The organism is Saccharopolyspora sp. ASAGF58, assembly GCF_012277335.1.
GTDB lineage: Bacteria > Actinomycetota > Actinomycetes > Mycobacteriales > Pseudonocardiaceae > Saccharopolyspora > Saccharopolyspora hattusasensis.
In genome coordinates, this window is record NZ_CP040605.1 from 121,684 (window position 1) to 148,219 (window position 26,536).

Annotated in this window: 28 protein-coding genes and 2 pseudogenes; 17 read left to right on the forward strand and 13 right to left on the reverse strand. The window is 69.9% G+C overall.

Features of this window, described 5'->3' with window-relative positions:
• Positions 1 to 55: 55 nt before the first annotated feature.
• Genes FDZ84_RS00250 through FDZ84_RS00260 form a run of 3 tightly spaced genes read right to left on the reverse strand, consistent with a single transcriptional unit; the run spans position 56 to position 3,613 of the window.
• Positions 56 to 2,215, reverse strand: a complete 2,160-nt coding sequence (locus tag FDZ84_RS00250) for a xanthine dehydrogenase family protein molybdopterin-binding subunit (RefSeq protein ID WP_168584180.1) — start codon at positions 2,213 to 2,215, stop codon at positions 56 to 58.
• A complete protein-coding gene (locus FDZ84_RS00255; protein WP_168584181.1) occupies positions 2,212 to 3,174 on the reverse strand; it encodes a xanthine dehydrogenase family protein subunit M in 963 nt (320 codons plus the stop codon). Before FDZ84_RS00255 ends, FDZ84_RS00250 begins: the two co-directional genes overlap by 4 nt.
• Positions 3,161 to 3,613, reverse strand: coding sequence for a (2Fe-2S)-binding protein (locus FDZ84_RS00260; protein ID WP_168584182.1), 453 nt, complete (start codon positions 3,611 to 3,613; stop codon positions 3,161 to 3,163). Before FDZ84_RS00260 ends, FDZ84_RS00255 begins: the two co-directional genes overlap by 14 nt.
• A 239-nt stretch (positions 3,614 to 3,852) precedes the next feature.
• On the opposite strand from FDZ84_RS00260, the gene FDZ84_RS00265 reads away from it, so the two are divergent.
• The 6 genes from FDZ84_RS00265 (at position 3,853) to tal (ending at position 8,889) form a co-directional block, all read left to right on the forward strand.
• Entirely contained in the window at positions 3,853 to 4,440 is a 588-nt protein-coding gene (locus FDZ84_RS00265) for a TetR/AcrR family transcriptional regulator (RefSeq protein ID WP_168584183.1), read from the forward strand.
• A 48-nt stretch (positions 4,441 to 4,488) separates the two neighbouring features.
• On the forward strand, positions 4,489 to 4,668 hold the full coding sequence (locus tag FDZ84_RS37560) for a hypothetical protein (RefSeq protein WP_210435375.1): 180 nt from the start codon (positions 4,489 to 4,491) through the stop codon (positions 4,666 to 4,668).
• 127 nt (positions 4,669 to 4,795) lie between these two features.
• A complete protein-coding gene (locus FDZ84_RS00275; RefSeq protein WP_168589698.1) occupies positions 4,796 to 5,302 on the forward strand; it encodes a metallophosphoesterase in 507 nt (168 codons plus the stop codon).
• A gap of 219 nt (positions 5,303 to 5,521) precedes the next feature.
• Entirely contained in the window at positions 5,522 to 6,403 is an 882-nt protein-coding gene (locus FDZ84_RS00280) for a formylglycine-generating enzyme family protein (protein ID WP_371812749.1), read from the forward strand.
• Positions 6,404 to 6,553: 150 nt separating this feature from the next.
• Complete coding sequence (locus FDZ84_RS00285) at positions 6,554 to 7,693, forward strand: glutamate--cysteine ligase (RefSeq protein WP_168584184.1); 1,140 nt, start codon at positions 6,554 to 6,556, stop codon at positions 7,691 to 7,693.
• Between the two features lie 92 nt (positions 7,694 to 7,785).
• A complete protein-coding gene (tal, locus tag FDZ84_RS00290; protein ID WP_168584185.1) occupies positions 7,786 to 8,889 on the forward strand; it encodes a transaldolase in 1,104 nt (367 codons plus the stop codon).
• Between the two features lie 50 nt (positions 8,890 to 8,939).
• On the opposite strand, the pseudogene FDZ84_RS38415 reads toward tal, so the two are convergent.
• Positions 8,940 to 9,038: pseudogene (locus tag FDZ84_RS38415) on the reverse strand (IS982 family transposase); the annotation flags it as partial.
• Positions 9,039 to 9,262: 224 nt separating this feature from the next.
• On the opposite strand from FDZ84_RS38415, the pseudogene FDZ84_RS00300 reads away from it, so the two are divergent.
• Positions 9,263 to 9,400 (forward strand): annotated as a pseudogene (locus FDZ84_RS00300) (gluconate transporter); the annotation flags it as partial.
• 170 nt (positions 9,401 to 9,570) lie between these two features.
• On the opposite strand, the gene FDZ84_RS00305 reads toward FDZ84_RS00300, so the two are convergent.
• The 3 genes from FDZ84_RS00305 to FDZ84_RS00315 all read right to left on the reverse strand — a co-directional run bounded on the left by FDZ84_RS00305 (position 9,571) and on the right by FDZ84_RS00315 (position 12,755).
• Positions 9,571 to 10,716, reverse strand: a complete 1,146-nt coding sequence (locus tag FDZ84_RS00305) for a magnesium and cobalt transport protein CorA (protein ID WP_168584186.1) — start codon at positions 10,714 to 10,716, stop codon at positions 9,571 to 9,573.
• Between the two features lie 210 nt (positions 10,717 to 10,926).
• Positions 10,927 to 11,268 (reverse strand): hypothetical protein, encoded by a 342-nt coding sequence (locus FDZ84_RS00310; protein ID WP_168584187.1) that lies wholly within the window; start codon positions 11,266 to 11,268, stop codon positions 10,927 to 10,929.
• Positions 11,268 to 12,755: an SDR family oxidoreductase gene (locus FDZ84_RS00315; RefSeq protein ID WP_168584188.1), complete on the reverse strand. Its 1,488-nt coding sequence runs from the start codon at positions 12,753 to 12,755 to the stop codon at positions 11,268 to 11,270. The genes FDZ84_RS00310 and FDZ84_RS00315 overlap by 1 nt, the downstream gene beginning before the upstream one ends.
• Before the next feature lie 164 nt (positions 12,756 to 12,919).
• On the opposite strand from FDZ84_RS00315, the gene FDZ84_RS00320 reads away from it, so the two are divergent.
• The gene (locus FDZ84_RS00320; protein WP_168584189.1) at positions 12,920 to 14,281 is read left to right on the forward strand and encodes a deoxyribodipyrimidine photo-lyase; all 1,362 of its coding nucleotides are present in this window, start codon (positions 12,920 to 12,922) and stop codon (positions 14,279 to 14,281) included.
• Positions 14,282 to 14,505: 224 nt separating this feature from the next.
• On the opposite strand, the gene FDZ84_RS00325 is transcribed toward FDZ84_RS00320, so the two are convergent.
• The 5 genes from FDZ84_RS00325 to FDZ84_RS00340 all read right to left on the reverse strand — a co-directional run bounded on the left by FDZ84_RS00325 (position 14,506) and on the right by FDZ84_RS00340 (position 16,667).
• On the reverse strand, positions 14,506 to 14,916 hold the full coding sequence (locus tag FDZ84_RS00325) for a VOC family protein (RefSeq protein ID WP_168584190.1): 411 nt from the start codon (positions 14,914 to 14,916) through the stop codon (positions 14,506 to 14,508).
• A 10-nt stretch (positions 14,917 to 14,926) separates the two neighbouring features.
• Entirely contained in the window at positions 14,927 to 15,370 is a 444-nt protein-coding gene (locus FDZ84_RS00330; protein ID WP_168584191.1) for a helix-turn-helix transcriptional regulator, read from the reverse strand.
• Entirely contained in the window at positions 15,367 to 15,543 is a 177-nt protein-coding gene (locus tag FDZ84_RS40440) for a universal stress protein (protein ID WP_371812945.1), read from the reverse strand. The genes FDZ84_RS00330 and FDZ84_RS40440 overlap by 4 nt, the downstream gene beginning before the upstream one ends.
• A gap of 46 nt (positions 15,544 to 15,589) precedes the next feature.
• Positions 15,590 to 16,186, reverse strand: a complete 597-nt coding sequence (locus FDZ84_RS00335) for a hypothetical protein (RefSeq protein WP_168584192.1) — start codon at positions 16,184 to 16,186, stop codon at positions 15,590 to 15,592.
• A 223-nt stretch (positions 16,187 to 16,409) separates the two neighbouring features.
• A complete protein-coding gene (locus FDZ84_RS00340; protein ID WP_210435376.1) occupies positions 16,410 to 16,667 on the reverse strand; it encodes an SHOCT domain-containing protein in 258 nt (85 codons plus the stop codon).
• Between the two features lie 121 nt (positions 16,668 to 16,788).
• Here FDZ84_RS00340 and FDZ84_RS00345 point away from each other — a divergent pair, with 121 nt between their 5' ends.
• Positions 16,789 to 17,103 carry a universal stress protein gene (locus tag FDZ84_RS00345; RefSeq protein WP_168584194.1) on the forward strand — a complete coding sequence of 105 codons (315 nt, stop codon included), beginning with the start codon at positions 16,789 to 16,791 and terminating at the stop codon, positions 17,101 to 17,103.
• Between the two features lie 111 nt (positions 17,104 to 17,214).
• Here the strand turns inward: FDZ84_RS00345 and FDZ84_RS00350 are convergent, their stop codons facing one another.
• Positions 17,215 to 18,255: a LacI family DNA-binding transcriptional regulator gene (locus FDZ84_RS00350; RefSeq protein WP_168584195.1), complete on the reverse strand. Its 1,041-nt coding sequence runs from the start codon at positions 18,253 to 18,255 to the stop codon at positions 17,215 to 17,217.
• 181 nt (positions 18,256 to 18,436) lie between these two features.
• Here FDZ84_RS00350 and FDZ84_RS00355 point away from each other — a divergent pair, with 181 nt between their 5' ends.
• The 8 genes from FDZ84_RS00355 (at position 18,437) to FDZ84_RS00390 (ending at position 26,487) form a co-directional block, all read left to right on the forward strand.
• The gene (locus tag FDZ84_RS00355) at positions 18,437 to 19,615 is read left to right on the forward strand and encodes an amino acid ABC transporter substrate-binding protein (protein ID WP_168584196.1); all 1,179 of its coding nucleotides are present in this window, start codon (positions 18,437 to 18,439) and stop codon (positions 19,613 to 19,615) included.
• A 259-nt stretch (positions 19,616 to 19,874) separates the two neighbouring features.
• Positions 19,875 to 20,759 carry a branched-chain amino acid ABC transporter permease gene (locus tag FDZ84_RS00360; protein WP_168584197.1) on the forward strand — a complete coding sequence of 295 codons (885 nt, stop codon included), beginning with the start codon at positions 19,875 to 19,877 and terminating at the stop codon, positions 20,757 to 20,759.
• Complete coding sequence (locus FDZ84_RS00365; protein ID WP_168584198.1) at positions 20,743 to 21,795, forward strand: branched-chain amino acid ABC transporter permease; 1,053 nt, start codon at positions 20,743 to 20,745, stop codon at positions 21,793 to 21,795. Before FDZ84_RS00360 ends, FDZ84_RS00365 begins: the two co-directional genes overlap by 17 nt.
• The gene (locus tag FDZ84_RS00370; RefSeq protein ID WP_168584199.1) at positions 21,792 to 22,526 is read left to right on the forward strand and encodes an ABC transporter ATP-binding protein; all 735 of its coding nucleotides are present in this window, start codon (positions 21,792 to 21,794) and stop codon (positions 22,524 to 22,526) included. The genes FDZ84_RS00365 and FDZ84_RS00370 overlap by 4 nt, the downstream gene beginning before the upstream one ends.
• The gene (locus tag FDZ84_RS00375; protein ID WP_168584200.1) at positions 22,516 to 23,310 is read left to right on the forward strand and encodes an ABC transporter ATP-binding protein; all 795 of its coding nucleotides are present in this window, start codon (positions 22,516 to 22,518) and stop codon (positions 23,308 to 23,310) included. Before FDZ84_RS00370 ends, FDZ84_RS00375 begins: the two co-directional genes overlap by 11 nt.
• On the forward strand, positions 23,307 to 24,461 hold the full coding sequence (locus FDZ84_RS00380; protein ID WP_210435377.1) for a Gfo/Idh/MocA family protein: 1,155 nt from the start codon (positions 23,307 to 23,309) through the stop codon (positions 24,459 to 24,461). The genes FDZ84_RS00375 and FDZ84_RS00380 overlap by 4 nt, the downstream gene beginning before the upstream one ends.
• Positions 24,458 to 25,615 (forward strand): dihydrodipicolinate synthase family protein, encoded by a 1,158-nt coding sequence (locus FDZ84_RS00385; protein WP_168584201.1) that lies wholly within the window; start codon positions 24,458 to 24,460, stop codon positions 25,613 to 25,615. Before FDZ84_RS00380 ends, FDZ84_RS00385 begins: the two co-directional genes overlap by 4 nt.
• Positions 25,612 to 26,487 carry a sugar phosphate isomerase/epimerase gene (locus tag FDZ84_RS00390; RefSeq protein ID WP_168584202.1) on the forward strand — a complete coding sequence of 292 codons (876 nt, stop codon included), beginning with the start codon at positions 25,612 to 25,614 and terminating at the stop codon, positions 26,485 to 26,487. The genes FDZ84_RS00385 and FDZ84_RS00390 overlap by 4 nt, the downstream gene beginning before the upstream one ends.
• Positions 26,488 to 26,536 lie beyond the last annotated feature (49 nt).

A 26,536-nucleotide genomic window follows, 5' to 3' on the forward strand; every position in this document is an offset into this window, starting at 1 on the left:
GTGTTCTTCCGCCACGCGAAGGTGGCCATCCGCAGACGTGCGAGTCCAGGAGGTCCTAGTCCAGGAGGTCCTCGATCGTGATCGGGATGTGGCGGACCCGGATGCCCGTGGCGTGGTAAACGGCGTTGGCGACGGCCGCCGCCATGCCGACCGTGCCGATCTCGCCCAGTCCCTTCGCGCCGACGGCGTTGTGCAGCGTGTCCGGGTACTTGACGAAGTGGACGTCGACATCGGGGATGTCCGCGTTCACCGGGACCAGGTAGCCGGCGAAGTCGGCGTTGGCCAGCCGACCGCTCTCCTCGATCTCCAGGGCCTCGTGCAGCGCGGCCGACACGCCCCAGATCATCCCGCCGATGGCCTGGCTGCGAGCCGCCTTCTCGTTGATGATCCGGCCGCAGTCGAACACGCCGAGCATCCGCGACAGCCGGGTCTCGCGCGTCCACTTGTGCACGCGGACCTCGCAGAACTGGGCGCCGAACGAGCTGAACGAGTGCTTCGCCAGCTCCTCGCCGGGTGCCGAGGAACCGGTCGCGGAGATCGACGAGCGCCCCAGCGCCCGCAGCACCTCACCGAAGGTCATCGCGCGGCCGTCATCGGCCAGCACTCGCCCGTCTTCGTAGGAAAGCTCCGCGCCCTCGAACGGTGCGCCCGGTGACGACGTCAGCGCGAGCAGCGCGTCGATCACCTCGGTGGCGGCGATCATGACGGCCGAACCCGCGCTCGCCGTACCCGTCGACCCGCCGGACATGCCACCAGAGGGCAACGCCGAGTCGCCCAGCTTCGGCGTGATCCGGTCCGCCGGGATGGCCAGCGATTCCGCACCAACCAGGGCGAGCACGGTCAGCAGGCCGGTCCCCGGGTCCGCACCGCTGGTCGCCACCACGGCCGTGTCGTCTTCACGCAGGGTGATCTCGACGGTGGCGGGGAACCGCAGGGCCGGGAACATGGCGGTGGCCACCCCCATGCCCACGAGCCAGTCGCCGTCGGCGCGGCCGCGCGGCGAGCGGTTCGCCCAGCCGAACCGCTGCGCGCCGACCTGGAAGCACTCGTCGAGGTGCTTGCTGGACCACTGCAGGTCGTTGCCGGGCGGCGCGAGCGAGTTGTTCCGCAGGCGCAGCTCGATCGGGTCCATGTTCAGCGCGACCGCCAGTTCGTCGATCGCGCTCTCCAACGCGAAGGACCCGGGCGCCTCGCCCGGCGCCCGCATGAACGTGGTCGGCGGGATGTTCAGCGGCACGATCTTCTGGCTGATCGACAGGTTCTGGGTGGCGTACCACTCCCGCGAGGTGCCGTGCGAGGTCGGCTCCACGAAGGACCGGTCCGCCGGCGTGCTGCACCACGAGTCGTGGCGCAGCGCGATCAGCGTGCCGCCGGCATCCGCGCCGAGGGAGATCTTCTGCACCGTCGCGGCGCGGGTAGCCGTCGCGGTGAAGACCTGCTCCCTGGTGAGCGCGGCCTTGACCGGCCGGCCGAGGGCCTTGGCCGCGGCGGCCGCCAGGAACGCCGGGGCGGAGGTGCGGGCCTTGCCGCCGAAAGCCCCGCCCACGAAGGGGTTCAGCGCGCGGACCGACGAGCCCTCCAGGCCCAGCGCGGCGGCCAGTTCGCCCGCCTGCAGGTCGGAGCCCTGGTTTCCGCTGTAGACGGTCAGGCCGGCGGAGTCCCACACCGCGACTGCGGAGTGCGGCTCCATCGCGGCGTGGTTCTGGGTCGCGGTGCGGTAGGTGGCCTCGACGACCACCGGGCTCGCACCCAGAGCGTCCTCAATGGACTCGACGTCGTCCGCGAGGACCGTGATGTCCTCGTTGGACGGTGCGGGTTCGGCCGAAGCCAGGCCGTCCTGCAGCGAGGTCAGCGCAGGCCGGGCGTGGTAGGTGACCTCGATGAGCAGCGCCGCGTCCCGGGCCTGCTCGAAGGTCCCGGCCACCACGAAGCCGATCGGCTGGCCGTAGTAGGTGACCTCCCGGTCCTGCAGCGGAACCCAGGTTTCGCCGAAGACCGGGGAGCTCGGTTTGCGCAGTTCCAGCGGGTCGAACGGCGTGTACACGCCGAGCACGCCGGGAGCGCTCTTCGCGGCCGTGACGTCCATGGCCTCGATCTCGCCGTGCGCGATCGTGCTGAGCACGACGTACCCGTACACCATGCCGGGGAAGTTGTTGTCCGCCCCGTACTTGGCTTGGCCGGTGACTTTCAGCGGGCCGTCCAGCCGACTGGTCACAGGCGGCTCCCTTCGGTCAGTTCGAGCAGTGCGCGGACGACGGTCCGCTTCAGCAAAGACACCTTGAAACCGTTCCCGGGCAACGGCCGAGCACCGTCGGCCGCCACGGACGCCGCGTCCTCGAAGGCCGCCAGGGTCGCGGGCGCACCGCGCAGGGCATCCTCGACCGCGGGCAGCCGCCACGGCACGGTCGCCACCCCGCCGGCCGCCACCCGGGCGTCGGCGATGCGGGAGTCCTGGACGTCCAGCGCGACCGCGACGGAGCACAGCGCGAATTCGTAGGACTGCCGGTCCCGCACCTTGACGTAGGTGGAACGCGCCGCCCAGTCCAGCCGCGGCACCAGGACCTCACCGATCAGTTCGCCGGGGCGCAGACCGGTTTCCACCTCGGGCGTTTCCCCTGGCAGGCGGTAGAAGTCGGCCAGCTTGACGGTGCGGCTCCCGGTGGCGCTGACCAGCCGGAGCCCCGCATCGAGCGCGACCAGCGCGACCGCCAGGTCGCTGGCGTGCGTCGCCACGCACGAGTCGCTGGTGCCCAGCACCGCGTGCATCCGGTTCGCCCCCGAGATCGCGGGGCAGCCGCTGCCGGGTTCCCGGCGGTTGCAGGGCGTGGCGACGTCGCGGAAGTACGTGCAGCGGGTGCGCTGCAGAAGGTTCCCGCCGATGCTGGCCATGTTCCGCAACTGCTGGGAGGCGCTCTGCAGCAGGGCGCGGGAGATCGCCGGGTACACACCGGCATGCTCGGCGACGTCGGTCATCCGCTCCAACGCGCCGATCCGCAACCCGTCGCTCGTGTCGATGCCACGCAGCGGCAACTCGTTGATGTCCAGGACTTGTTGCGGCGTGAGGACGTTGAGCTTCATCAGGTCGACGAGGGTGGTCCCGCCGGCCAGGAACGTGCCGGGCGAAGCGAGCGCGGCTTCGACGGTCGGCGGTGCCGTGAGTTCAAAGGGACGCATCAGCCTGCCTCGCCTGTTCGACTGCCGCGATGATGTTCGGGTAGGCCGCGCAGCGGCAGATGTTGCCGGACATGAACTCGCGGACGTCCTCGACGCCCTGCTCGACCGCGGCTACGGCCGACATGACCTGCCCGGACGTGCAGAACCCGCACTGCAGGGCGTCCTGGTCTACGAACGCCTGCTGGACCGGGTGCAGCCGATCCCCGTCGGACAGGCCCTCCACCGTGGTCACCGGCCGCTTCACGGTGGCGGCCAGGGTGAGGCACGAAAGCACGGGCCTGCCGTCGACGTGCACGGTGCAGGCGCCGCACTGCCCCCGGTCGCAGCCCTTCTTCGGGCCGGTGACGCCGAGGTGTTCCCGCAAGGCGTCCAGCAGCGTCACGCCGGGATCGACGGCCAGCTGTTCCGTCCTGCCATTGATTTCGAGTGAGATGTCCACTGGATCTCTTTCCCGCAGATCGACCGGATGGGACGAGCATGGCGGCGTGGGTTGTCGTGGTGGGAACTACGCCGATACCATCACTGAACCGGATAATTATCCGTTTCAGGTCCCGGAAACCACGCTAGCGGATTCTTATCCGCACTGCAACGAGAGCGCTCGCCCGAAGGTTGCCCCTGGTCGAGCGCGGTCGGTGCATTACATTCCGGGGAGGACGCGGCAGCCAACCGGGAGGGACGATGACGACGGGCGCGGTAAGTCCCCGACGCGCGGACACCCGGCGCAACCACGAGCGCATCCTCACCGCGGCGGCGAAGTCGCTGGCCGGTTCGGGCGAGATCTCGTTCAACGCCATCGCGAAGCAGGCCGGCGTGGGCGTCGGCACGGTGTACCGGCACTTCCCCGCTCCCGAGGCGCTCATCCTGGCGGTCTACCAGCGCGAATTGCGGCACCTCGTCGACGTCGTGCCGCCCCTGCTCGAGCAGTATTCCCCGCAACAGGCGTTCCAGATCTGGGTCACCGACCACCTGACGCACTACATGATGACCAAGCGAGGCCTGGCCAGGGCCCTCGGCGCCACCAGGTCGTCGCACGGCGAACTGCCCGCCAACGCCCACGAGGCGATGGCCGGCGCGGTCGCCATGCTGCTGGAGGCCAACGTCGAGGCCGGAACCGTCCGCGCCGACCTGGATCCGGAAACGGTCCTGCGCGGGCTGGGCGGCCTGTTCTACCTCGATCCGAACGGCGACTGGCAGGGCCCGACCGCCAGGCTCATCGACCTGCTGTGGCGAGGTATGCGCACGGGCGAAGGCCACCCGGGAAGCTGACCGCGGGCGCCCTCTCACCTCCCGGACGCGGCTTGCGATGATCGAGCCATGACCGGAGGAACCGGACGCGACGCCGCCCCGAGCGGCCGCACTGCGTGCGACGGCGACGACTACGAGCGGCACTTCGACGCACTGGCGGCTTCCGGGGCGGACGTGCACGGCCCTCGGCTGACCCGCGTCACCCGGGGATGGCGCAATTTCGCGAGAAATTGCGCCACCCCAGGGTGACGGAGGCAGCGACGTCCCGTGACCGTCCGCCCCGGAAGTGCAGGGCGAAGCCCGCTTCGTCAGCGCAGGTTCCGCCGCGGTCACCGCACTGTGGCGCACCGGCACCGGGCTCCTCGACACTCGGGGCATGCACCTGCTGCTGATCGCCGACACGCACCTCCCGAAACGCGCCAAAGCCCTGCCGGAGGAGGTCTGGGACGCGGTGTCAGCCGCCGACATCGTCATCCACGCCGGCGACTGGGTCGATGTCGCACTGCTGGACGAACTGGAGGCGCGCGGCGCGCGGACGATCGGCGTGTACGGCAACAACGACGGTCCGGAACTGCGGAAACGGCTACCCGAGATCGCCCGCGCCGAGTTGGACGGGGTCCGGCTCGCGGTGATCCACGAAACCGGCCCCGCCCAGGGCCGGGAGGCCAGGTGCGACCGGTGGTTCCCGGACACCGACGTGCTCGTGTTCGGGCACAGCCACATCCCGTGGGACACCACCACGCCTGGCGGTCTCCGACTGCTCAACCCCGGTTCGCCCACCGACCGCCGCCGCCAGCCGCACTGCACGTACCTGACCGCTGAGCTCTCCGGCGAGCACATCGGAAACGTCGTGCTCCACCGCCTACCGCCGCGCTCCGGTTGAAAGACTCATTAGGTCAGCACAGCTCGAGCACGAGCTTGTCGCACATCCGCCCGAGCTTCCATCATCAGCGCGCCGCCGACAGAAGCGGTTCTGGACAGCAGCGACCACAACGCGGTCACGTGACTTCATGGCTGAAACCCGTCATGTGGGACCCTGCCAGGACGACGTTGGCGAGGAACATCGCGATCCGCCACGCGACCGAAGTGGAGGTGCACGGCGTTGTCCGGCTGCTGTCCGCCCGCGAGAGCGGGCGATGCCCTGCCCGACCGGATCGTCCCCGGGCACGGGTTCGACGAGGGACCGCTCGTCAAGCTGCCCGGCGGCACGTTCCGCATGGGCACGGACGATCCCGACCGCATCCCGGAGGACCGGGAAGGCCCAGTACGTCCCGTCACCGTCGCGCCGTTCGCGATCGACGTGCACTGCGTGTCCAACGCTCGCTTCGCCGCGTTCGTCGACACCACGGGCTACCGCACGGACGCCGAACGCTTCGGCTGGAGCTACGTGTTCGCGAAGTTCCTCCCCGGGCGCATCCGCGGGGCCTCGCCGCGCCCGGACCAGACACCGTGGTGGTGTGGGGCGCAAGGCGCGTTCTGGCGATGCCCGGAGGGACCGGGCAGCGACGTCGACGACCGCTGGAACCACCCCGTCGTGCACGTGTCCTGGCACGATGCCGCCGCCTACTGCGCCTGGGCCGGACGGCGGCTGCCGACGGAAGCCGAATGGGAGTACGCGGCCCGCGGTGGCTTCGACCAGGCCCGCTACCCCTGGGGCGACGAGCTGACCCCGAACGGGGAGCACCGGTGCAACATCTGGCAGGGCCGGTTCCCCGTGCACAACAGCGCGGAGGACGGGCACATCGGCACCGCTGCCGTCGACGCATATCAGCCGAACGGCTTCGGGCTGCACAATGTGTCCGGCAACGTGTGGGAATGGTGCGCCGACTGGTTCGACCCGGGCGAGCAGAGCCGGTCGCTGCGCGGCGGTTCGTACCTGTGCCACGACTCCTACTGCAACCGCTACCGGGTCGCCGCACGCACCGCGAACACGCCGGATAGTTCCAGTGGCAACACCGGATTCCGGACAGCGGCCGACGTGTGAGCTTGATTCGACGGGGCTTCGCGACCGGTGCCCGGTGCCGGGCCGAGCGCCACGGTTGAACCGGTCCTGGAGCGGGTACCGCATCGGCAACGCTCTGTTCACCCCACGTGACCGGCCCGGCCGAGCACGTCCTGCCAGCGGGGAGCGGAAATGGTCAGGCCAGGCGATCGGCCAACCCTGCTCACCCTGGGAGTCGAGGAGGAGTTCCTCCTCGTGGATCCGGAGACATTGCAGCCTGCGGGCAGCGGGGTGGCTGTTTCGCGCGTCCGGCACGGCGGCGGTGAAGGTGAGGTGCACCCCGAGTTGGCTCCCGCCCAGATCGAGGCGGCGAGCTCGGTGTGCCGCGACCTCCACGAACTGCGCCGGACGTTGATCCAGCTGCGCATGGAGCTCGCCACCGCCGCCGCCGAGCACGGCTGGCGACTGGCGGCCATCGGGGCGGCGCCGACCGGGCAGCCGGGACCACCGCCGGTCACCGACACGCCCCGATACCGGCGGATATACGCCGAGTACGGCCCGATCGTCGAGGGGCAAGGGGTGTGCGGGTGCCACGTGCACGTGGGCACTCCCGACCTGGAGTCGACGCTGCGCGCGAGCAACTGGCTGCGCCCGTGGCTGCCGGCCCTGCTGCTGGTCACCACGAATTCGCCGTTCTACCGCGGCGTCGATACCGGCTACGCGAGCTGGCGCTTCGCCCTGTGGTCGCGGTTGCCGACCGCGCGCCCGGCGCCCCACTTAACCTCGGTGGCGCACTACCGCGGCATCCTCGACTGCCTCCTGGCATCCGGCATGGTGATCGACCCCGGCATGCTCTACTGGTATGCGCGGCCTTCCGCGCACGTGCCGACCCTGGAGGTTCGGGTCGCCGACGCCGCCGCGACCGTGGACGAGGCCGTGTTGCTCGCCGGGCTCACCCGCGCATCGGTGACCGCCGCGCTCGCACCGGACGAGCGGCTGCGCGGCCCCGAACACGTTGATGACCAGATGCTGTGGGCCGCGTGCTGGCGCGCCGCCCGGGACGGGCTCGAGGGAGATGCCCTGGACGCCGCCACCGGTCGGCTGGTCCCCGCTTGGCAGCTTCTGACCGGTCTGGTCGAACTCCTGCGCCCGGTGCTCGAAGACAACGGCGATCTCGAGTTGGTCACCCAGCTGTTGCAGACCTTGCGGGCGCGCGGCAGCGCCGCGAGCCGCCAGCGTTCGGTGTACGGCCGCCGCCTCGACATCAGGGATGTCGTCGACCACGCCGTGACCGAGACGTGCCGCACGCGAGTCTCCGAGAACATGCCCTGACCGCCGTTTCGGCTTCGCTGCTGGGGGCGGATCACGTGTTTGCGGCGGATCTTCCGGGTAGGTCCCTGTATATGACTCGGACAGGAGATGCCATGAGGACACCACTGCACGCCCTGGCAGAGCACGGACAGAGTCCTTGGGTCGATTACTTGTCCCGGCGGTTCGTCCGCGACGGTGACTTGGCCGAGCTCGTGGAGCGGGGATTGGCCGGGGTGACGTCGAATCCCACGATCTTCCAGGGCGCCATCGCGGAAGGCGACTACTACGATGACCAGCTCCGCGAGGTGCTGGCCACCGAGACCGACCCCAAGGAGGTCTTCCTGGCCATCGCGCGCGACGACATCCGGTCCGCGTGCGACGTGCTCCGCCCGGTCTTCGACCGCAGCGCGGGCACCCGGGACGGATGGGTCTCCTTGGAAGTCGATCCGCAACTGGCGAATGACACACAGGCCACCATCGACGAGGCCGCTCGCCTGCACCGGATGATCGATCGCCCGAATCTGTTCGTGAAGATCCCCGGTACGCAGGCCGGCCTGTCGGCGATCGAGGAAACGATCGCCGGCGGGATCCCGGTCAACGTGACGCTGCTGTTCTCCCTGGAGCGGCACCGCGGCGCCGCCGGGGCTTACTTGCGGGGGTTGCGGCGACTCCGCGACAACGGCGGGGACCTGCGGTCGGTCACGTCCGTGGCGTCGTTCTTCGTCTCGCGGGTGGATACCGAAGCCGACCGCCGACTGGACGCGATCGGTGGGCACGACGAGATCAAGGGCACCCTCGCGATCGCGAACGCCAAACTCGCTTACCAGACCTACAAGGAGTTGTTCACCGGTGCCGACTGGGAAGAACTCGCTGCGGCCGGCGCGAGCCCGCAGCGCTGCCTCTGGGCCTCCACTTCGACCAAGAACCCGCAGTACCGCGACGTTCTCTACGTCGAAGAGCTCATCGGTCCCCAGACGGTCAACACCATGACGAGGGAGACGCTGCAGGACTTCCAGGACCACGGGCACGTCGCGAACACGCTGGAACGCGATGTGGACGAGGCCCGCCGCACCTTCGACCGGTTCGCCGCCGCTGGTGTCGACTACGACGACGTGACCGCCGTGCTGGAACGCGAGGGAGTGGACAAGTTCGCCGCCTCATTCCGGAAGTTGTTCGACGAGATCACGCACAAACGCGACCAACTGGTGCGGACGTGAGCGCCCTCGTTCGAACTGCGCGCTAATTAGACGAGTAAGTCTGAATACGATCAGTGATCGTAGGCGGTGAGCGAGCGAGTGACTGGCTGGCCGGTGCGGAAGTTGTGCCAGATCGCGGCAGCCAGGGCCAGCACACGCTGGGCGACGCGCCCTGTTCGGGGCATGTCTGCCGATGGCCACCTTCGCGTGGCGGAAGAACACCCGTGAGCGTTTGTGGGTGCCATAGCACCCAAAAACACGCACGGCGTCCTTCGCTGCGGATCATGGACGCCCTCGCCTCATGCCCGCAGGGTCGGCCGAGGGCGAGCGCACGCGCCGCCCGAGCTTCACCTGGACGCTCGTCACGGTCCTCACCCCCGTGGTGCTGATGCTGGTCCGTGCCGCGGCCGACGTGTGGACGTTCGCCGCCGACCTGCCGCCGACGCACCTGGCTCTGGTCGTGCTGGCCATCGGTGCCGGCTCGCTGTTCTTCTCCCACGTCAACGACGCCGGCTTCTGGCTGGTCAAGGAGTGAAAGTCGGTCACGAAGCAGTCCGCCGGGCTGACAGGGTTCGAACCTTCTCCCCCAGCCCCGGCCAGGTCCATAGGAGACAGCCAGTTGCGAAAACCTTGCAGCCGCGGGACAAACCCGGGCAGCATCGGGTTCGCCGGGTAACGGACGCTGCCGTCCCCTGGCGGTGGTCAGAGCCAGCCGCGGCGTTTGAATATGACGTACAGGCCGAGACACACGGCGGCCATGAGGGCGAGGGCGAAGGGATAGCCGAGCCCCCAGTGCAGTTCGGGCATAGCATCGAAGTTCATCCCGTACACCGTGCCGATCAGGGTGGGGGCGAACAGGATGGCGGCCCAGGCGGAGATCTTCTTGATCTCCTCGTTCTGCACGTAGCTGGCCTCGGTCATCTTCTTCATCTCTTCGTTCTGGGCCTGGGTGACCAGCGTGGCGTTGACCGTGAGGATGTTGTCCAGCATCTGCCGGAAACCGTCGACCCGCTCGGCGACGGTGGTGGCGTGGTCGGCCACGTCCCGCAGGTACCGCTGGAGCTCCTCGTCGATGCCGTACTTCTCGAAACCTGCCTCCAGGCTGCGCAGGATCCCCAGCAGCGGACCGGTGGCCCGCTGGAACTCGATGACCTCGCGCGAGAGCTCGTAGATCCGCCGCGACACGTGCGGATCGGCGCCGAAGACCTCGGTCTCGATCTCGTCGATGTCGTTCTGCAGCCCGGCGATCACCGGCGCGTAACCGTCGACGACGTTGTCCAGCACCGCGTAGAGCACCGCCTCCGGCCCTCGCCCCAGCAGGTCCGGGTCGGCCTCCATCCGGTGGCGCACCGCCGCCAGCTCCGGCGCCTGGCCGTGGCCGACCGTGAGGACGAAGTTCGGGCCGATGAACAGGTGCAGTTCGCTGAAGCTGACTTCCTCGGGCTCGTCCAGGTAGCGGGCGGCCCGCAGCACCACGAACAGCGTTTCGCCGTAGCGCTCGATCTTGGGCCGCTGGTGGGCGACGATCGCGTCCTCCACCGAGAGCTTGTGCAGGCCGAATTCCTCGGCCGCGGCCAGCAGTTCTTCCTCCGCGGGCCGGTAGAGCCCGATCCAGGCCATGGTGCCGTCCGCCCCGGGCAGGTGCCGGTACGTCTCGGCGAGGCTGGACGGCGTCGCCACCCGGCGCCCATCCCGGTAGATCGCGGTGTCCACCAGCGGCCGATCCGCCAACGGCACCTCTTCGGCCACGTGCGGATCCATCGACCGCTCCGGCGCCCGTGCCCGATCATCCGGGTTCGCCGCCCCCCGGACGCGCTTGGCCCGGCGCAACGGCCGCCACTCGGACATCGCACACCTCCTGGACCGTCGGGGCAAGCGTTGGCCACGGGACGCAAGCGCGTCCCGGTCGCCACCGCGCTGAGCGTACCCAGTGCCATCCGGGGTTCGTCGAAGTCGGCCAGCCTACCCGGCCCGTTCGTCAGCTGTGCTCGCCGGCCTGCGCGATGGTCGCGCGAAGGCCCGCGACGAGATCGTCCGCGCTGGGCCCCTTGACCTTGCTCACTCGGGACGGTCGAGTTGCTCGCCGTGGTGTTCCAGCAGCGCCGCCAGTCGCCGCACCTCGGCCGCCACCGTCGGGTCCTGGTCGCAAATCCGGTCCGCGAGATGTCCAACGCAGGCCACCACCGCTGCGCAGCACCGCAGGATGTGCCCCCGCGCTTGCGGCGAAGACCAGCACTCCTCGCGCTCCAGGCAGTTGCCGACCAGCCAGCACGCCAGGCTGAGCTCGTGGACGATCTGGTTGTGCAGCCCAAACACTTCTTCGTCGTACATGCGTGGAGGGTGCGGGATGGCGCGGACTTCGGCCCGCCGAATCGGCGGCCTGCCCGGCAACCGGATCATCAGCAGCGCCGATCGGGCTCACCGCGCGAGGCTGCGCCGAGGATTCTGCGCACCATGCCACCGAAGACCAAGCCGTGGAAGGGCGCGACACACCACCAGTACACGTGTCCCAGCAGCCCCCTCGGGATGAAGACCGCGCACTGCCGGTAGCGCGCGCCGCCGTACGCGGGTTCGACGGACAGCTCCAACCACGCCCGTCCGGGCACCTTCATCTCGGCGCGCAGCCGGAGAAACCGGCCCTCCTCCATCTTCTCGACGCGCCACCAGTCCAGCGCGTCTCCGGTGCGCAGTCGTTGCGGATCCCGCCGGCCGCGGCGCAGGCCGACCCCACCGGCCAGTCGGTCGATCCACCCCCGCACCGCCCACGCGAGCGGGAACGAGTACCAACCGTTGCGGCCGCCGATGCCCTCGACGACCCGCCAGACGTCCTCCGGGGACGACTTCGACGCACCCTCGCGCACGTCCCGGTAGACCGTGCCGCCGGACCACGGTGGGTCCGTTGGAAGCGCCTCCCACGGGGCACCGGTCGGCGAGGCGTCCGCCCACCGCGTCTCCACCTCGCCGCGCTGAATCTTGCGCAACGCCATCGCGACGGCCTCCCGGAAGGAGGTCAGCCCGCCCTCTGGCGGCGGGAGTTGATCTCCGACGTCGTGGTCGGAGCAGACCGCCTCGTTGATCAGCGATTGGATCAGCGGCGCGCCGATGCTGCGCGGTACCGGCGTGACAATGTTGATCCAGTAGGAACTGAGCTCGGGCGAGAGGACCTTGACCGGCAGCATCCGCCGCCGCGGCAACCCGGCCACCTCGGCATACGTGTTCATCATGTCCGCATAGGTCAGCACGTCCGGGCCGCCGATGTCGAAGCTCCGGTTGACGTCGGCCGGCAGGTCGGTGGCGGCGGCCAGGTAGTGCAGCACGTCCCGCACGGCGATCGGCTGGACCCGGTTGCGCACCCAGCGCGGCGTGACCATCACCGGCAGGCGCTCGGTGAGGTAGCGCAGCATCTCGAAACTCGCGGAGCCGGAGCCGATGATCACCGCCGCCTGCAGCACCGCGGTGGGCACCCCGCTGCCCAGCAGGATCTCCCCGACCTCGGCACGCGAGCGGAGGTGCTCGGAAAGCTCCCCGGAAGCGGGATGCACACCACCCAGGTACACGATCCGCGAAATCCCGGCCCGCTCGGCCTCCCGCGCCGCGATGGACGCCGAACGCCGGTCCAGATCGTTGAATCCCTTCTGCCGCAAGGAATGCACGAGGTAGAACAGGACATCGGCACCGTCGCAGGCGGCGCGCACCGCGTCGGCGTCGAGCAGGTCGCCGCGCGCCACCTCCACCTGGTCCCGCCACGGCACGTCGCGGAGCTTCTCCGGCGAACGGACCAGGCAGCGCACTCGGTGGCCGTCGGCGAGCAGACGCGGCACGAGCCGACCGCCGACGTAACCGGTCGCTCCGGTCACCAGGCACAACTTCGATGCACCAGCCGCCATTCCGCCAACCCTACCGTTCGACGTAGTCCGCAATTTCCATTGAAATCGAACCTTCGATTTCAATGGAAATTGCGGAAATTGCGTCTCCCGGGCCCATCCGCGATCCGGCCGACTGACTGGTAGCGTCGGTCAGGTTCCGGTGTAGACGGACGAGGTCGAGGCCATTGCGCACGGCGATCTGCCTTTTCACCCGCGATCTGCGGATGCACGACAACCCCGTCCTGCACCACGCCGCGCGGGCCGATCGCGTGGTTCCCCTTTTCGTGTTCGACGAAACGTTGCTCCGGCTGCCCTTCACCCGGCCGAACCGGATCGCGTTCCTGCTGGGTTGCCTGCGAGACCTCCGGAGATCGCTGGGCGAGGCCGGTGGCGGCCTGGTCGTCCGGCACGGCACCCCGGCCGCCGAGGTCGCCCGGCTGGTCGACGAGGTGGGTGCGACGGAGGTACACGTCGCCGCGGACGTCAGCGCCTACGCCCGGTCCCGGGACAACGGGCTGCGGCTCGCCCTGGCCGACCGCGGCTGCCCGCTGCACGTCCACGAAGCAGTGGTCACCGCACACCCGCCGGGCCGCGTCACGCCGGCCGGTAAGGACCACTTCGCGGTGTTCACCCCGTACTTCCGGCGCTGGGTGGAAACGCCGCCGCGGCGCACCGCTGCGGCACCGGAGGCGCTGCGGATGCCCGATGGCGTGCGGACCGGGCCGATGCCGGCCCGCGAGGACCTCTGCCCGGGCGAGCTGTCCCCCGACCTGCCGCGCGGCGGGGAGACCACGGCTCGGCAGCGGATGCTGCAGTGGTTCGAACAGGGCGTTGCCGATTACGACGAGGGGCACGACGACCTCGCGGGGGACGCGACGTCACGGCTGTCGCCCTACCTGCACTTCGGCTGCCTGTCGCCGGTGGAAATCGTCGCGCGCGCCGGCCGCAGCGAACCCGAACGCGCTTTCGTCCGCCAGCTCGCCTGGCGGGATTTCCACCACCAGATGCTGGCCGCGCGGCCGGGGTGCAGCCACCTCGACTACCGCTCCCGGGGCGACCGGTGGCGCGACGACCCGGCGGCGTTCCGGGCGTGGCGGGACGGACGCACCGGCATACCCATCGTCGACGCCGGGATGCGCCAGCTCAGCCGAGAGGGCTGGATGCACAACCGAGCACGGCTGATCACCGCCAGCTTCCTCACCAAAACCCTCTACCTCGACTGGCGGCTCGGCGCGCAGCACTTCTTCGACCTGCTCGTCGACGGGGATGTCGCCAACAACGCCATGAACTGGCAGTGGGTCGCCGGCACCGGGGCCGACACCCGGCCCAACCGCGTGTTGAACCCGATGCGCCAGGCCGAGCGGTACGACCCGAACGGCGACTACATCCGCCGGTACGTGCCCGAACTCGCCAGCCTCCCGACGGCCGCCCTGCACGATCCCCGGCGCATGGATCCGGCCGAACGCGACCGGCTCGGCTACCCCGCGCCGCTCGTCGACGTCGACGAGGCCAACGCGCACTTCCGTAACACGCGGGGAAAGTCCTGACGCCGGAGCCGCGCGAAGAGGCCCGCTGAATCTTCCATGCCGTTGCGCGGGCCTCCACCAACGTCGAGATCCGAACCTGCGCCTCCCTGCCCCCCGTCAGGTCCACAAGAGACAGTTACCGGCGAAACCCGGGCGGCGGGGACGAGGCGTCGGGGGACCGAGGGCACCTCGTCAAGATGCGCCTGAGATCTATCTCGTCCCAGCTGTCAGCCTTTCCTGCGGGCTCAGCTGAGCTGGTTGATGCGGATCAGGTTGCCCGCAGGGTCGCGGACGGCGCAGTCGCGAACGCCGTAGGGCTGCTCGGTCGGCTCCTGGACGACCTCGACGTCGCTGGCCTGCAGCCGCTCGAAGGTACCGTCGAGGTCGGTGGTGGCCAGGGTGATGATGGCGAAGGTGCCCTTGGCCATCATCTCGGCGATGGTGCGGCGCTCGTCGTCGGTGATGCCGGGGTTGGCCGCCGGCGGGTACAGGACGATGGACGTGCCGGGCTGGCCGGGAGGGCCGACCGTGATCCAGTGCATCCCGTTGTATCCGACGTCGTTGCGGACTTCGAAGCCGAGGATGTCGCGGTAGAAGGCCAGCGATGCGGCCGGGTCGTCGTGCGGGAGGAACGCGTTGTGGATGGTGATGTCCATGGCAGTCACGCTAGGTGCGGCTCGGGCTCGGCGCTTCTCGATTCCTGACCGGTCTGGTCACCTGCTTCGCCACGCACGACGGCATCCCCACCGTCGCGCGCGCCTCCTGGCTCCGGTAGACGCTGGGCGGCACGCCGACCAGCTCGGTGAAGCGGGTGCTGAACGTGCCCAGCGACGAGCAGCCGACCGCGAAGCAGACCTCGGTGACGCTGAGGTCGCCGCGACGCAGCAGCGTCATCGCGCGCTCGATGCGGCGCGTCATCAGGTAGGAGTACGGCGACTCTCCGTAAGCGCGCCGGAACTCGCGGCTGAGGTGCCCGGCCGACATGTGCACGCCGCGGGCAAGCGCCTCGACGTCCAGCGGCTGCGCGTACTCCCGGTCGATCCGGTCGCGGACGCGGCGTAGCAGCGCGAGGTCGCGCAGGCGCTGCGCCGGAACGGGACTGCTGGTCACCTGCGAGATCGTGCCACGTCGCACCGGGTTTGCCTAGCGAGCAGCGGCCGACATCGGCTGGCGGCTTCGCGAGCCGCCCACCGGACCGCGCGCAGGGACGATTCCGAGAAGTCGAACCCGACAACGACAGGTTTGCTCATCCCCATCACCCTCGAACACCCGCGCATCCCCATCACCCTCGAACACCCCGCGCATCCCACCGGCCTCGCAGCCACGCCCTCAGTGTTCCAGCCACTTCGGTTCTACGATCTCCCACTCGCGGTTCCAGGCACGCTCGGCGCATGCGTCGGCGAACCCGCGGACGCACCAGATCAACCCGGCGCACAGCAGTTCGCCCGCAACCACGATCTCGAAGGCGACCGCGCCCGCAGAGGCCTGCAGCTGGGCTTCGCTCGGCGGCGCGACCGTGATGCGATCTGCCGTGTCCACCCACAACCGGACCTTGCTGCCGAGCACCGTCTTCGCCGGGACAGCTGCGACGTCCACACGCGCCCTGCCGTCCGTGCCGGTCCACGAAACCTCTGCCGAGTAGCTGGTGGACTCGTGCTCGGCTCCGCCGATCACGTGGACGACGGGCGCACTCGTCACGACGGCCTCCACCGGTCGCCTGGTCGAGGCGGCGACCGCAGCCTCGCGCGCTGCCTCGGCGTAGTTCGCGTTCCCGGCCGCGATCGCCGCCGGGACCATCAGCACGGCGGCACCGAGCAGCACGAGGATCGCGAAAGCCGCGACTCGGTCCAGCCCCCGCCGCAGCGGATTCCGCCCCAACGCGTGCGCGAGCCACCGAACGTCGGCTCGCAGTGAGTTGCCGTCCATCACGTGCTCCAGGCAGGTTCGCTCCCTCCCAGGATTGGGCCGCCCGCCCAAGCGGGATTAGGGCATTTCGTCATCGAGTCCGGGGCCGGGGCACCGTCGCCGAGCCGCGGCCACCGGGTGTCCACTGTGGTCATGGATCCGGCCAGGAGACGCCCTCGCCCGTCCGGGTTCGCAGTGCTGGCCGGACTGCCCGCCAACGCCACCGTGCGGAAGCATCCGCACATCATGTTCTCCGGCGGTCGTGCTCCGACAAAGCCTGCAGCCGGCGGCGGTACTCCTCCTCGTCGATGTCGCCGCGCGCGAACCGCTCCGCGAGGATTTCCTCCGCTCGGCCGGTCCCGCGCTCAACGCGTCCGGTGCGCCCGAGGTAGCGGACCACCGCGACGATGGCGGCGATGATCAGCACCCAGAACAACACCATGCTCACCGTCGTCACCACGAACCCCCACGCACCCATGCCGTAGCCATCCCAGTAGTGCATCTCGACCTCCCCGAGCATCCCACCCGTATCGACGATTCCGCACCACCGAAGCCCCAGGTAGGGCTGATGGTCACCTGCCGGGGTCGAGGCCGATCGACCCTTCCGCGCGCTCGGGTGGCCCATGCAGAGTGGGCTGCGCACGGTCGTCGCGAACGGGCACGGGGACAGCATGAGCGAGCAACGCGACTACTCGATCGTCGTCGGCATCGACGGCTCACCGCCGTCCCGGAACGCTCTGCGGTGGGCCGTCCGCCAAGCGCGCTCGAACAACGGCCACGTCACCGCCGTCATGACCTGGGAACTCCCCGAACTCTACGACTGGCCGATGCCCACCGTCGAAGAATGCGACCGCGCACGGAAAAGGCGCTCGCTGCTGCTGGGAATCGCGGCCACGTTGCGTTCCGAGGTGGTCCGTGCGCGATTTTCGGGGCTATAGCGCCTAAAACCGCTCACGACACTCGCGCCGGTGGTCCGGTGGTGGTTGGGTGCCGCCTCGGCGTGCCCTGGCTTTCGCTGCTGCGTCGTGGCTTCCGGCAGCTTTGAGGGTTCAGCGCTTGCGGGGCGGGGGTGGCGCGGTGGACTCGCGCACCACCAGGGAGTGCGTCGTGGTGCGGCGGCGGGGTCGGGCCGACGGTTGCTTCAGCGCGAGGAGCAACGCCTGCTCCCCCATTTCCGCCATCGGCAACCGCACCGTCGTCAGGGCCGGCGACAGGTGCTCCGCGACAGCCACGTCGTCGAAGCCGGCCACCGAAATGTCTTTCGGCACAGCCATTCCGCGCGCTCGCAGGGCCGCGAGGACACCGATCGCCATGTCGTCGTTGAGCGCGATCACCGCCGTCACGTCGGGGTGATCGTCGAGGACGCGCTGCATGGCCTGCGTGCCGCCGTCGCGCGTGAACGCCTCCTCGATGACGGGAATGTCCTCGATCGACAGACCGGCCGCTTCCAGCGCCTGCGCCGCTCCCGCGAGTCGATCGGCCACTGTGGTCAGGATCCGTGGCCCGGCGACGAAGGCTATCTGCCGGTGTCCAAGGGAAAGCACGTGTTCGGTGATGGACCGGCCGCCCGCGGTGTTGTCCGGCAGCACCGCGTCGGTGCCGAAGTGGTGGCGTCCGATCACCGCGACGCGGCCGCCGGTTTCCTGGAACGCTTGGAGGTCCTGCTTCACCGACGCCTGCGTCCGCGCGTCCACGAAACCCGATCCCGCGATGATGATCGCCCGGACCCGGTTGGCGATCAGCGTGCGGACCTGGACGAGCTCGTTCTCCGGGTCGCGCCCGGTGTGGCAGATCTGCACGGTCAGGCCCTGCTGCGCGCCGACGCGCAGCACCCCGCTGGCGATCTCGGTGAAGTAGGGGTCGCCGATCTCGTGCACGAGCAGCCCGACGCTGGTGCTCGCGCCGCCGGCCAGCGTGCGGGCGTGCACGTTGGCGACGTAGCCCATTTGCGCGGCGACTTCGCGCACCCGCTCGGCGATGGCGTCGCTGACGCCCGCGGACCCGGACAGCGCCCGCGACGCCGCCGCGATCGACACCCCGGCCCGCTCGGCGACGTCGATGAGCCTGAGCCTCGCGCGTTGCTGTGGCATCCGTGCCTGCCCCTTCCGCTCCGGTCCGCCTCACGGACCGCGCCCACCATCATGATCCGTGACCCTTGCCACATCACCCGATGGTTCCTATTCTGCCGTAAGCGCTTACGAAAACGCTTACGGAGGCCCCAACGACGGGTGGACCATGAAAATTTCACAACGTCTTCGGCTAGGTGTACTCGTGACCAGCGCGAGCCTCGCGCTGACCGGCTGCCTCAGTTCGGGCGCCGGAGGCAACGACGACAGCGTCCGGATCGGCATCTCCCTGCCCCTCACCGGCGACTTCTCCGAGCCCGGCAAGGGCGTCCGCCGCGGTTACGAAGCGTGGGCCGACTACGTCAACGCCCGCGGCGGGTTGTTGGGCCGCAAGGTCGAGCTGACCATCCTCGACGACCAGTCCAACGCCGACCGCGTCGCGGCCGACTACGAGAAGCTGATCAACCAGGACGGCGCTGACCTGGTCTTCGGACCGTTCTCCACGCGGCTGGTGATCCCGGCCGCGCAGGTCGCCAAGGACTACGGCTTCCTGTTCGTCGAGCCGGCCGGCGCCGCCGGGGAAGTGTTCAACCAGGGCTTCGACAACCTCTTCTACGCCGCGCCCGCCGTCGCGGAGGACCACTACAACCACTTGGCCGCGGCGATCCTGGCGATGCCCGCCGGCCAACGCCCGAAGACCGCCGCTTACGCCGCGATGGACGACCCGTTCGCGCAGGGCACGGCCTACGGCTTGAAGGGCAAGCTCGAAGCGGCGGGAGTCCGCACGGTGGTCGATGAGGTCTACCCGCCCAACACCACGGATTTCGGTTCCATCGCGGCCAAGATCGCCGATTCGCGCGCGGACCTCGTCGTCGGCGGAACGCAGTACCAGGACGCGGTGAACCTCATCCTGGCGCTGCGCCAACTCGGCTACCAGCCTTCGATGGCGGCTTTCTCCACCGCACCGACCAATCCGGAGTTCCCCAAGGCGATCGGCGAGCAGACCGAGGGAATCCTCTCCCCCACCGGCTACACACCGGACGCGAACTTCCCGTCCAACAAGGAGTTCGTCGAGCACTACACCCGGATGTTCAACTCCCCGCCCAACGAGGACGAGGCCAACGCGTGGACCACCGGCCAGGTCGTGGCCGCCGCCGTGCAGGCCGTCGGTTGCGCCGATCCGGCCCCCGACTGCCAGCGCAGGCTCATCGACTGGCTGCACCACAACGAGGTGGACACCGTGGTCGGCAAGCTCAGCTGGGACGCCACCGGAAAACCGCGCGGCGCGCACCTGATCCAGCAGTACGTCGGCGGCCGGATCCGCATCGTGCTGCCCGCGGAGACCAAGGAAGCCGACCTGGTCCACCCCAAGCCGCCGTGGTGATGCATAAGAGACTGTCGGCGAATGCCGTCTGCGCCTTTGGAAGCGGCGCAGCCGCTTGCATCCACCTTGCCAGGACGACCATCGGCGGGTTCTGAGAGGTTTTCTGGCGAGGACGGCCCCTCCGCCGCGTATTGGACATACATAAGGAGGGGCACCCGCAGTCCAGGGAAGCTCTCAGGTTCCGCTAAGCGACCACCCACCCAGACCATCCACCAACAGGCTCTAAGAGACTGGTAACGAGTCTGGAGAGAGGCTCTCAATGACCGGATCGCTCCTGTTGCAGAGCCTGGTGCTCGGCGTGCTGCTCGGCGGGCTCTACGCCCTGCTGGCCGCGGGCCTGACGCTGTACTTCGGCGTGATGCGCGTGGTGATGCTGGCGCACTCCGCCTTCCTGATCCTGGCGGCATACCTGGCGTGGTTCTTCAACATCCAGACCGGCTTGGACCCGCTGCTGTCGCTGCTGGTGACCGTCCCGCTGTTCTTCGCGGTCGGCGTGCTCATGCAGCGGTTGCTGATCTCGCGGCTGCGCCCGGCGACGCTGACCATGATGTCGGTGCTGCTGACGTTCGCCATCGCGCTGGTGATCGAAGGCGCGCTCGGGCTCGTCTTCAGCGGCACCCACCGGCGCATCCAGCTGCCTTACTCCGGCGCGGACATCCGGTTCTTCGGCGCCAGCGTCCCGGTGGTGAAGCTGATCGCGTTCGGTCTCGCCGCGGTGTCGCTGGCCGGGCTCTACATGCTGCTGAAGAAGACCCGGTTCGGCCAGGCGCTGCGTGCCACGATCCAGCACCGGGAGGCCGCGCAACTGGTCGGCATCAACACCGGCCGGATCGCCGGCTACGGGTTCGGGTTGGGCCTGGCCACCGCGGCGATCGGCGGAACCGCGCTGGCCCTGGACTCCACGATCTACCCGTCGCTGCACTGGCACTGGATCGGGCCGCTGATGGCGATCATCGTGGTGGGCGGACTGGGCAGCGTCCCCGGTGCGGCGATCGCCGCCATGGTGCTGGGGCTCGGCCAGAGCCTGCTCCAGCTGCCGCTCGGAACGACCTGGGCGCAAACGGTTTTCTACGTAGCCCTGTTCGCCACCCTGCTGCTGCACCCCCAGGGATTCTTCGGAGGCCGCCTTGCGCAGCGTTTCTGATCCCGCCCGCGCCGCGAAGCTCGTCGGCCTGCTCGCGCTGGCCGCGCTGGTGGTCGCTTTCCCCGCGCTGGCGCCGGATCCGTTCATCCTGTCGGTCGGCGTGGTGATCATGAGCTACGCCGTGCTGGCCACGTCGTGGAACTTCGTGGGCGGATTCACCGGCTACATCTCGCTGGGCCACGCGGCGTACTCCGGGCTCGGCGGTTACGCCACCGCGCTGCTGGTCGTGCGCGCGGACCTGAACCCGTGGCTCGCGCTGGTCCTCGGCGGCGTGGTCGTCGCGGTGCTCGCGGTGCCGATCGGCGTCGCGAGCCTTCGGGTGCGCGGTGCATCGTTCGTCATCGTCTCGATCGCGCTGGTGCTGATCACGCTGCTGGTCTTCCAGAGCTGGGGGGATTTCACGGGCGGTTCCAACGGTTTGCGCGTGCCGCGCCCGTTCGGTCCGGACGTGCTCCGCCCGGAGCAGCACGAGCGGTTCTTCTACCTGCACGCCGCGCTGCTGGCCGTCGCCCTGCTGTGCTGGTGGGCGATCGACCGCTCCCGGTTCGGCTCCGGGCTGAAAGCGATCCGGGAGGACGAGGACAAGGCCGAGGCGCTCGGGGTGCCGACGTTCACCTACAAGCTCGTCGCGTTCGTCGTCTCGGCGTTCTTCACCGCGCTGGGCGGCGGGCTCTACGCGCTGTGGTTCGGGTTCCTGGACCCGATCTTCCAGTTCTCCGTGCTGACCGGTTCCTACCTGGTGCTGATGAGCCTGCTCGGCGGCGTGCGGAGCCTGTTCGGGCCGGTGCTCGGCGCGGTGATCACCGGCTACGCCGTGGAGTACTTCAAGGCCCAGTACGGCGACACCCAGCTGCACCTGGTCGCGCTGGGGGCGCTGCTCGCCGCGGTGGTGCTGTTCATGCCCGACGGGATCATCCCGGCGCTGCGCGACCTGCTGCACCGGCTCCGCCCGCGGACGGCGTCGATCCGGGAAGTCAGCCAGGCCGAGCTCGCCGAGCAGCGCCGGGCCGGGACCGTCGAGGAGGCGCGCCTGTGAGCACGGGACTGGAAACCACCGGCCTGACCAAGTCCTTCGGCGGGGTGCGCGCCGTCGACGGGGCCACCGTCGCCTTCCGGCACGGCAAGGTCAACGCGCTGATCGGCCCCAACGGATCGGGCAAGACCACGTTCTTCAACTGCGTCACCGGGATGATCAGGCCCGATTCCGGCTCCGCGAGCTACCGCGGCCGGGACATCACCGGCCGCCCGCCGCACCGGATCGCCCGCGCGGGCATCGGCCGCAGCTTCCAGCTGTGCCGGATCTTCCCGCGGATGACGGCGCTGGAGAACCTGCTGGTCCCGGTCCGCTCCCGGACCCTGCTCGGCCAGCTGGTCGCCGCGCGCCAGCGCGCCGACCTGGACCGGGCGCGCGAACTGCTCACCCGCGTCGGCATCGAGCACCTCGCCGACGTGCAGGCCCGCGACCTGTCCTACGGCCAGCAGAAACTCCTCGAGCTCGCCGGGGTGCTGATGGCCGATCCCGAGACGGTGCTGCTCGACGAGCCGGCGGGCGGGGTGAACCCGGCGCTGATCGAGCGGATCGGGGAGCTGGTGCGCGCGCTCAACGCCGAGGGCCGGACCTTCCTGATCGTGGAACACAACATGGACCTGGTGATGAGCCTGTCGGACCACGTGGTCGTCTTCGACCGCGGACGGCCGATCGCCGCGGGCCCGCCCGACGAGGTCCGCAACGACCCGCGAGTCCTGGAGGCCTACCTTGGGATCTGAGCAGCGGGGTTCGGGCGAGCACCTGCTCGAACTCGTCGACGTCGAGGCCGGGTACGGGCGCGCGGCGCCGGTGCTGCGCGGGCTGACGGTGCGGGTGCCGCCGGCCAGCGTGGTCTGCCTCGTGGGGCCCAACGGCGCCGGGAAGTCCACGGTGCTCAAGGTCGCCAGCGGCATGCTCGCGCCGCGATCCGGCCGGATTCTGGTGTGCGGCAAGGACGTCACGAGCCGCCGGCCGCAGCAGATGCTCGAAGCCGGACTGTCCCACGTCCTCCAGGGGCACAGCGTGTTCAAGGAGATGACGGTCGCGGAGAACGTGCTGCTCGGCGCGTACACGCTGCGGGACAAATCCGAGATCGCCGGCCGTGTGGCCTTCGTCCAGGACCTCTTCCCGGTCGTGGCCGAGCGGTGGAACGCGCTGGCCGGGGCGCTTTCCGGCGGCCAGCAGAAGCAGGTGGAGTTCGCCCGGTCCCTGATGGTCAGCCCGAAGGTCGTGCTGCTCGACGAGCCGTCGATGGGCCTGGACCCCAAGGCGACCGAGGCCGTGTTCGCCCAGGTGGCGCGGATGCGCGACGCGGGGACGGCGGTGCTGCTGGTGGAGCAGAACGCCCGCCGCGCTTTGGAGGTCGCCGACCTGGGCTGCGTGCTCGACCTCGGCCGGGTGCACATCTCCGGCCCGGCAGCCCACCTCCTCGCCGACCCGCAGCTCGGCGAGCTCTACCTCGGCAACCGACGCTCCAGCACCACATCGTCGAAGACGTTGAAGACAGGGGGCCCGCGAGCATGACCGATCGCACCTACCGCATCCTGATGAACGGCGTCACCGGCCGGATGGGCTACCGCCAGCACCTGCTGCGCTCGGTCCTGGCGATCCGCGACGACGGCGGCGTACCGCTCGCCGACGGCAGCCACATCCAGGTCGAGCCGGTGCTGGTCGGCCGCAACGCCGGGAAGCTGGCCCGCATCGCCGCCGACCACGACATCGCCGAGTGGAGCACCGATCTCGACGCGCTACTGGCCGAGGACGCCGCGGAGATCTACTTCGACACCCAGGTCACCAGCGAGCGCCGCAAGGCGGTGCTGAAGGCCGTGGCCGCGGGTAAGCACGTCTACACCGAGAAACCCGTGGCCGAGACCGTGGCCGAAGGCGACGAAATGGTGACGGCGGCCGAAGACGCCGGGGTCGTCAACGGCGTCGTGCACGACAAGATCTTCCTGCCGGGCTTGCAGAAGCTAAAACGGCTGGTGGACGCGGGATTCTTCGGCCGGATCCTCTCCGTGCGCGGGGAATTCGGCTACTGGGTCTTCGAGGGCGACCTGCTGCCCGCGCAGCGGCCGAGCTGGAACTACCGGGCCGAGGAGGGCGGCGGCGTGGTGCTGGACATGTTCTGCCACTGGAACTACGTGCTGGAGAACATCTTCGGCCGGGTCCGCGCGGTCACCGCGAAGGCCGTCACGCACATCCCGGAGCGCTGGGACGAGAACGGGCGGCGTTACGACGCCACCGCCGACGACGCGGCTTACGCGATCTTCGAGCTCGACGGCGGGATCATCGCGCAGATCAACTCGTCGTGGGCGGTGCGGGTGGAACGCAAGGAACTGCTGGAGTTTCAGGTCGACGGCACGCACGGTTCGGCGGTCGCGGGCCTGTTCGGCTGCCGCGTCCAGCCGCGGGTGCGCACCCCGCGGCCGTCGTGGAACCCGGACCTGCCCACCACCGAGGACTTCCGCGGCCAGTGGGACGAGATCCCCGACAATGCGGATTTCCGCAACGGTTTCCGCGCGCAGTGGGAACGCTTCCTGCTGGACGTGCACCACGGCAGGCCGCACCCCTACGACCTGGCGGCCGGGGTGCGCGGCCTCCGGCTCGCCCACGCCGGGCTCACCTCGTCGGCCGCGGGCCGCCGCATCGAGCTGCCCACCGGCGGCGCGGCATGAGCGCGATCGAACTGCCCACCGACCGGGGCACCTGGACGGAGGTCGTGCTGCGCGAACCCAGGCGGTGGAAGGAACATCCGCGGCCGTACGGCTCGCGGGTCGCGTTCGCCGCCGCGCACGTGGTCGCCGATCCGCTCGGCGACAACACCCCGGGGGCGCCCGCGGCAGTGGACTGGGAATCCACATTGGCCTTCCGCCGGGAGCTGTTCCGCTATGGGCTCGGGGTGGCGGAGGCGATGGACACCGCGCAGCGCAACATGGGCCTGGACTGGCCCGCGGTGCGGGAACTCGTCCGCCGCAGCGCCGGGCAGGCCCGCTCCTTCGGCGCCCGGATCGCCTCCGGGGCGGGCACCGACCACCGGGCCGGGGCCACCACCCTCGACGAGGTCGTCGCGGCCTACGAGGAGCAGGTCGGCTTCGTGGAGTCGACCGGCTCGCAGGTGATCGTGATGGCCTCCCGTCAGCTGGCCGCCATCGCCGGCGGCACCGACGACTACCGGCGGGTGTACGACGCGGTGCTCGGGCAGGTCGCCGAGCCGGTGATCCTGCACTGGCTCGGCGAGGTCTTCGACCCACACCTGGCCGGTTACTGGGGCTCGACCGACCTGACCACCGCCACCGAGGCCTTCCTCGATCTGGTCCGCGACCACGCCACGAAGGTCGACGGCGTGAAGGTGTCCCTGCTGTCGGCCGGGCACGAACGTGGTCTGCGCGCCGCACTGCCAGCCGGCGTGCGGCTCTACACCGGTGACGACTACAACTACCCGGAGCTGATCCGCGGCGACTCGCAACACCACTCGGACGCGCTGCTCGGCGCGTTCGCCGCGATCGCCCCGGCCGCGTCGGCGGCGCTGGCCGCGCTCGACGACGGCGACCTCGCAGCCTACGACGCGGAAATGGCTGCGACGCTCCCGCTGTCGCGGCACGTGTTCAGCGCACCGACCTTCTGCTACAAGACCGGGATCGCCTTCCTGGCCTGGCTGAACGGCCACCAGCCGGGCTTCACGATGCTCGGCGGATTGCAGTCCGCGCGCAGCATCGTGCACCTGGCGCGGATCTTCGCGCTGGCCAACGATGCGCAGCTGCTGGTCGATCCGGAGTTCGCCGCGTACCGGATGCGGTTGTGGTTCGAGGCTGCGGGGGCCGCCGCATGAGCGCGCGCGACGTGCCGATGAGCGCACCGGCCCGGGTACCGACTCCGCAGCCCGGTGACCCGCGGTTGGTCCGGCTTTCGCTGAACCAGCGCACGGCCGCCAACTGGTCGCTGCGCGAAGCGGTGGAGGGCTGCGTGGCCGCCGGGCTCGGCTCCATCGGGGTCTGGCGCGAACCGGTTGCGGAGGTCGGGTTGGAGGTCGCCGCGCGGATGGTCCGCGATGCCGGACTGCGGGTTTCTTCGCTGTGCCGTGGTGGTTTCTTCACCTCCGGCGATCCGATCGGCGACAACGTCACCGCCCTCGACGAGGCCGCAGCTCTCGGCTGCGACGCGCTGGTGCTCGTGCCCGGCGGGCTGCCCGCGGGCGACCGCGATCTCGCCGGTGCCCGGCAGCGCGTGGCCGACGCCGTCGCCGCACTGGTCCCGCACGCACGCGAACGCGGGGTGCGGCTGGGCATCGAGCCGATGCACCCGGTCTTCGCCGCCGACCGCGGGGTCATCTCGACGCTCGCCCAGGCCCTGGACATCGCCGAGCGGCACCCGCCGGACCTGGTCGGCGTCGTGGTCGACACGTTCCACGTGTGGTGGGAGCCGGGCGTACTGGAGCAGATCGCGCGCGCCGGGCAGCGGATCGTCAGCTACCAGATCTGCGACTGGATCACCCCGCTACCCGCGGACACGCTGCTCAGCCGCGGGATGGTGGGCGACGGCCACATCGACTTCGCGGCGCTCACGCGCGCGGTTTCCGCTGCCGGGTACCGCGGGGACGTCGAGGTCGAGATCTTCAACGCCGACGTCTGGGCCGCCCCCGGCTCCGATATTGTCGCCACCCTGACCCGCCGGTACGTCGAGTTCGTGGAGCCGCACCTTTAGCCGCACCGCTAGCCGCACCGCTAGCCGCCAGGAGGAGTCCACATGAGAC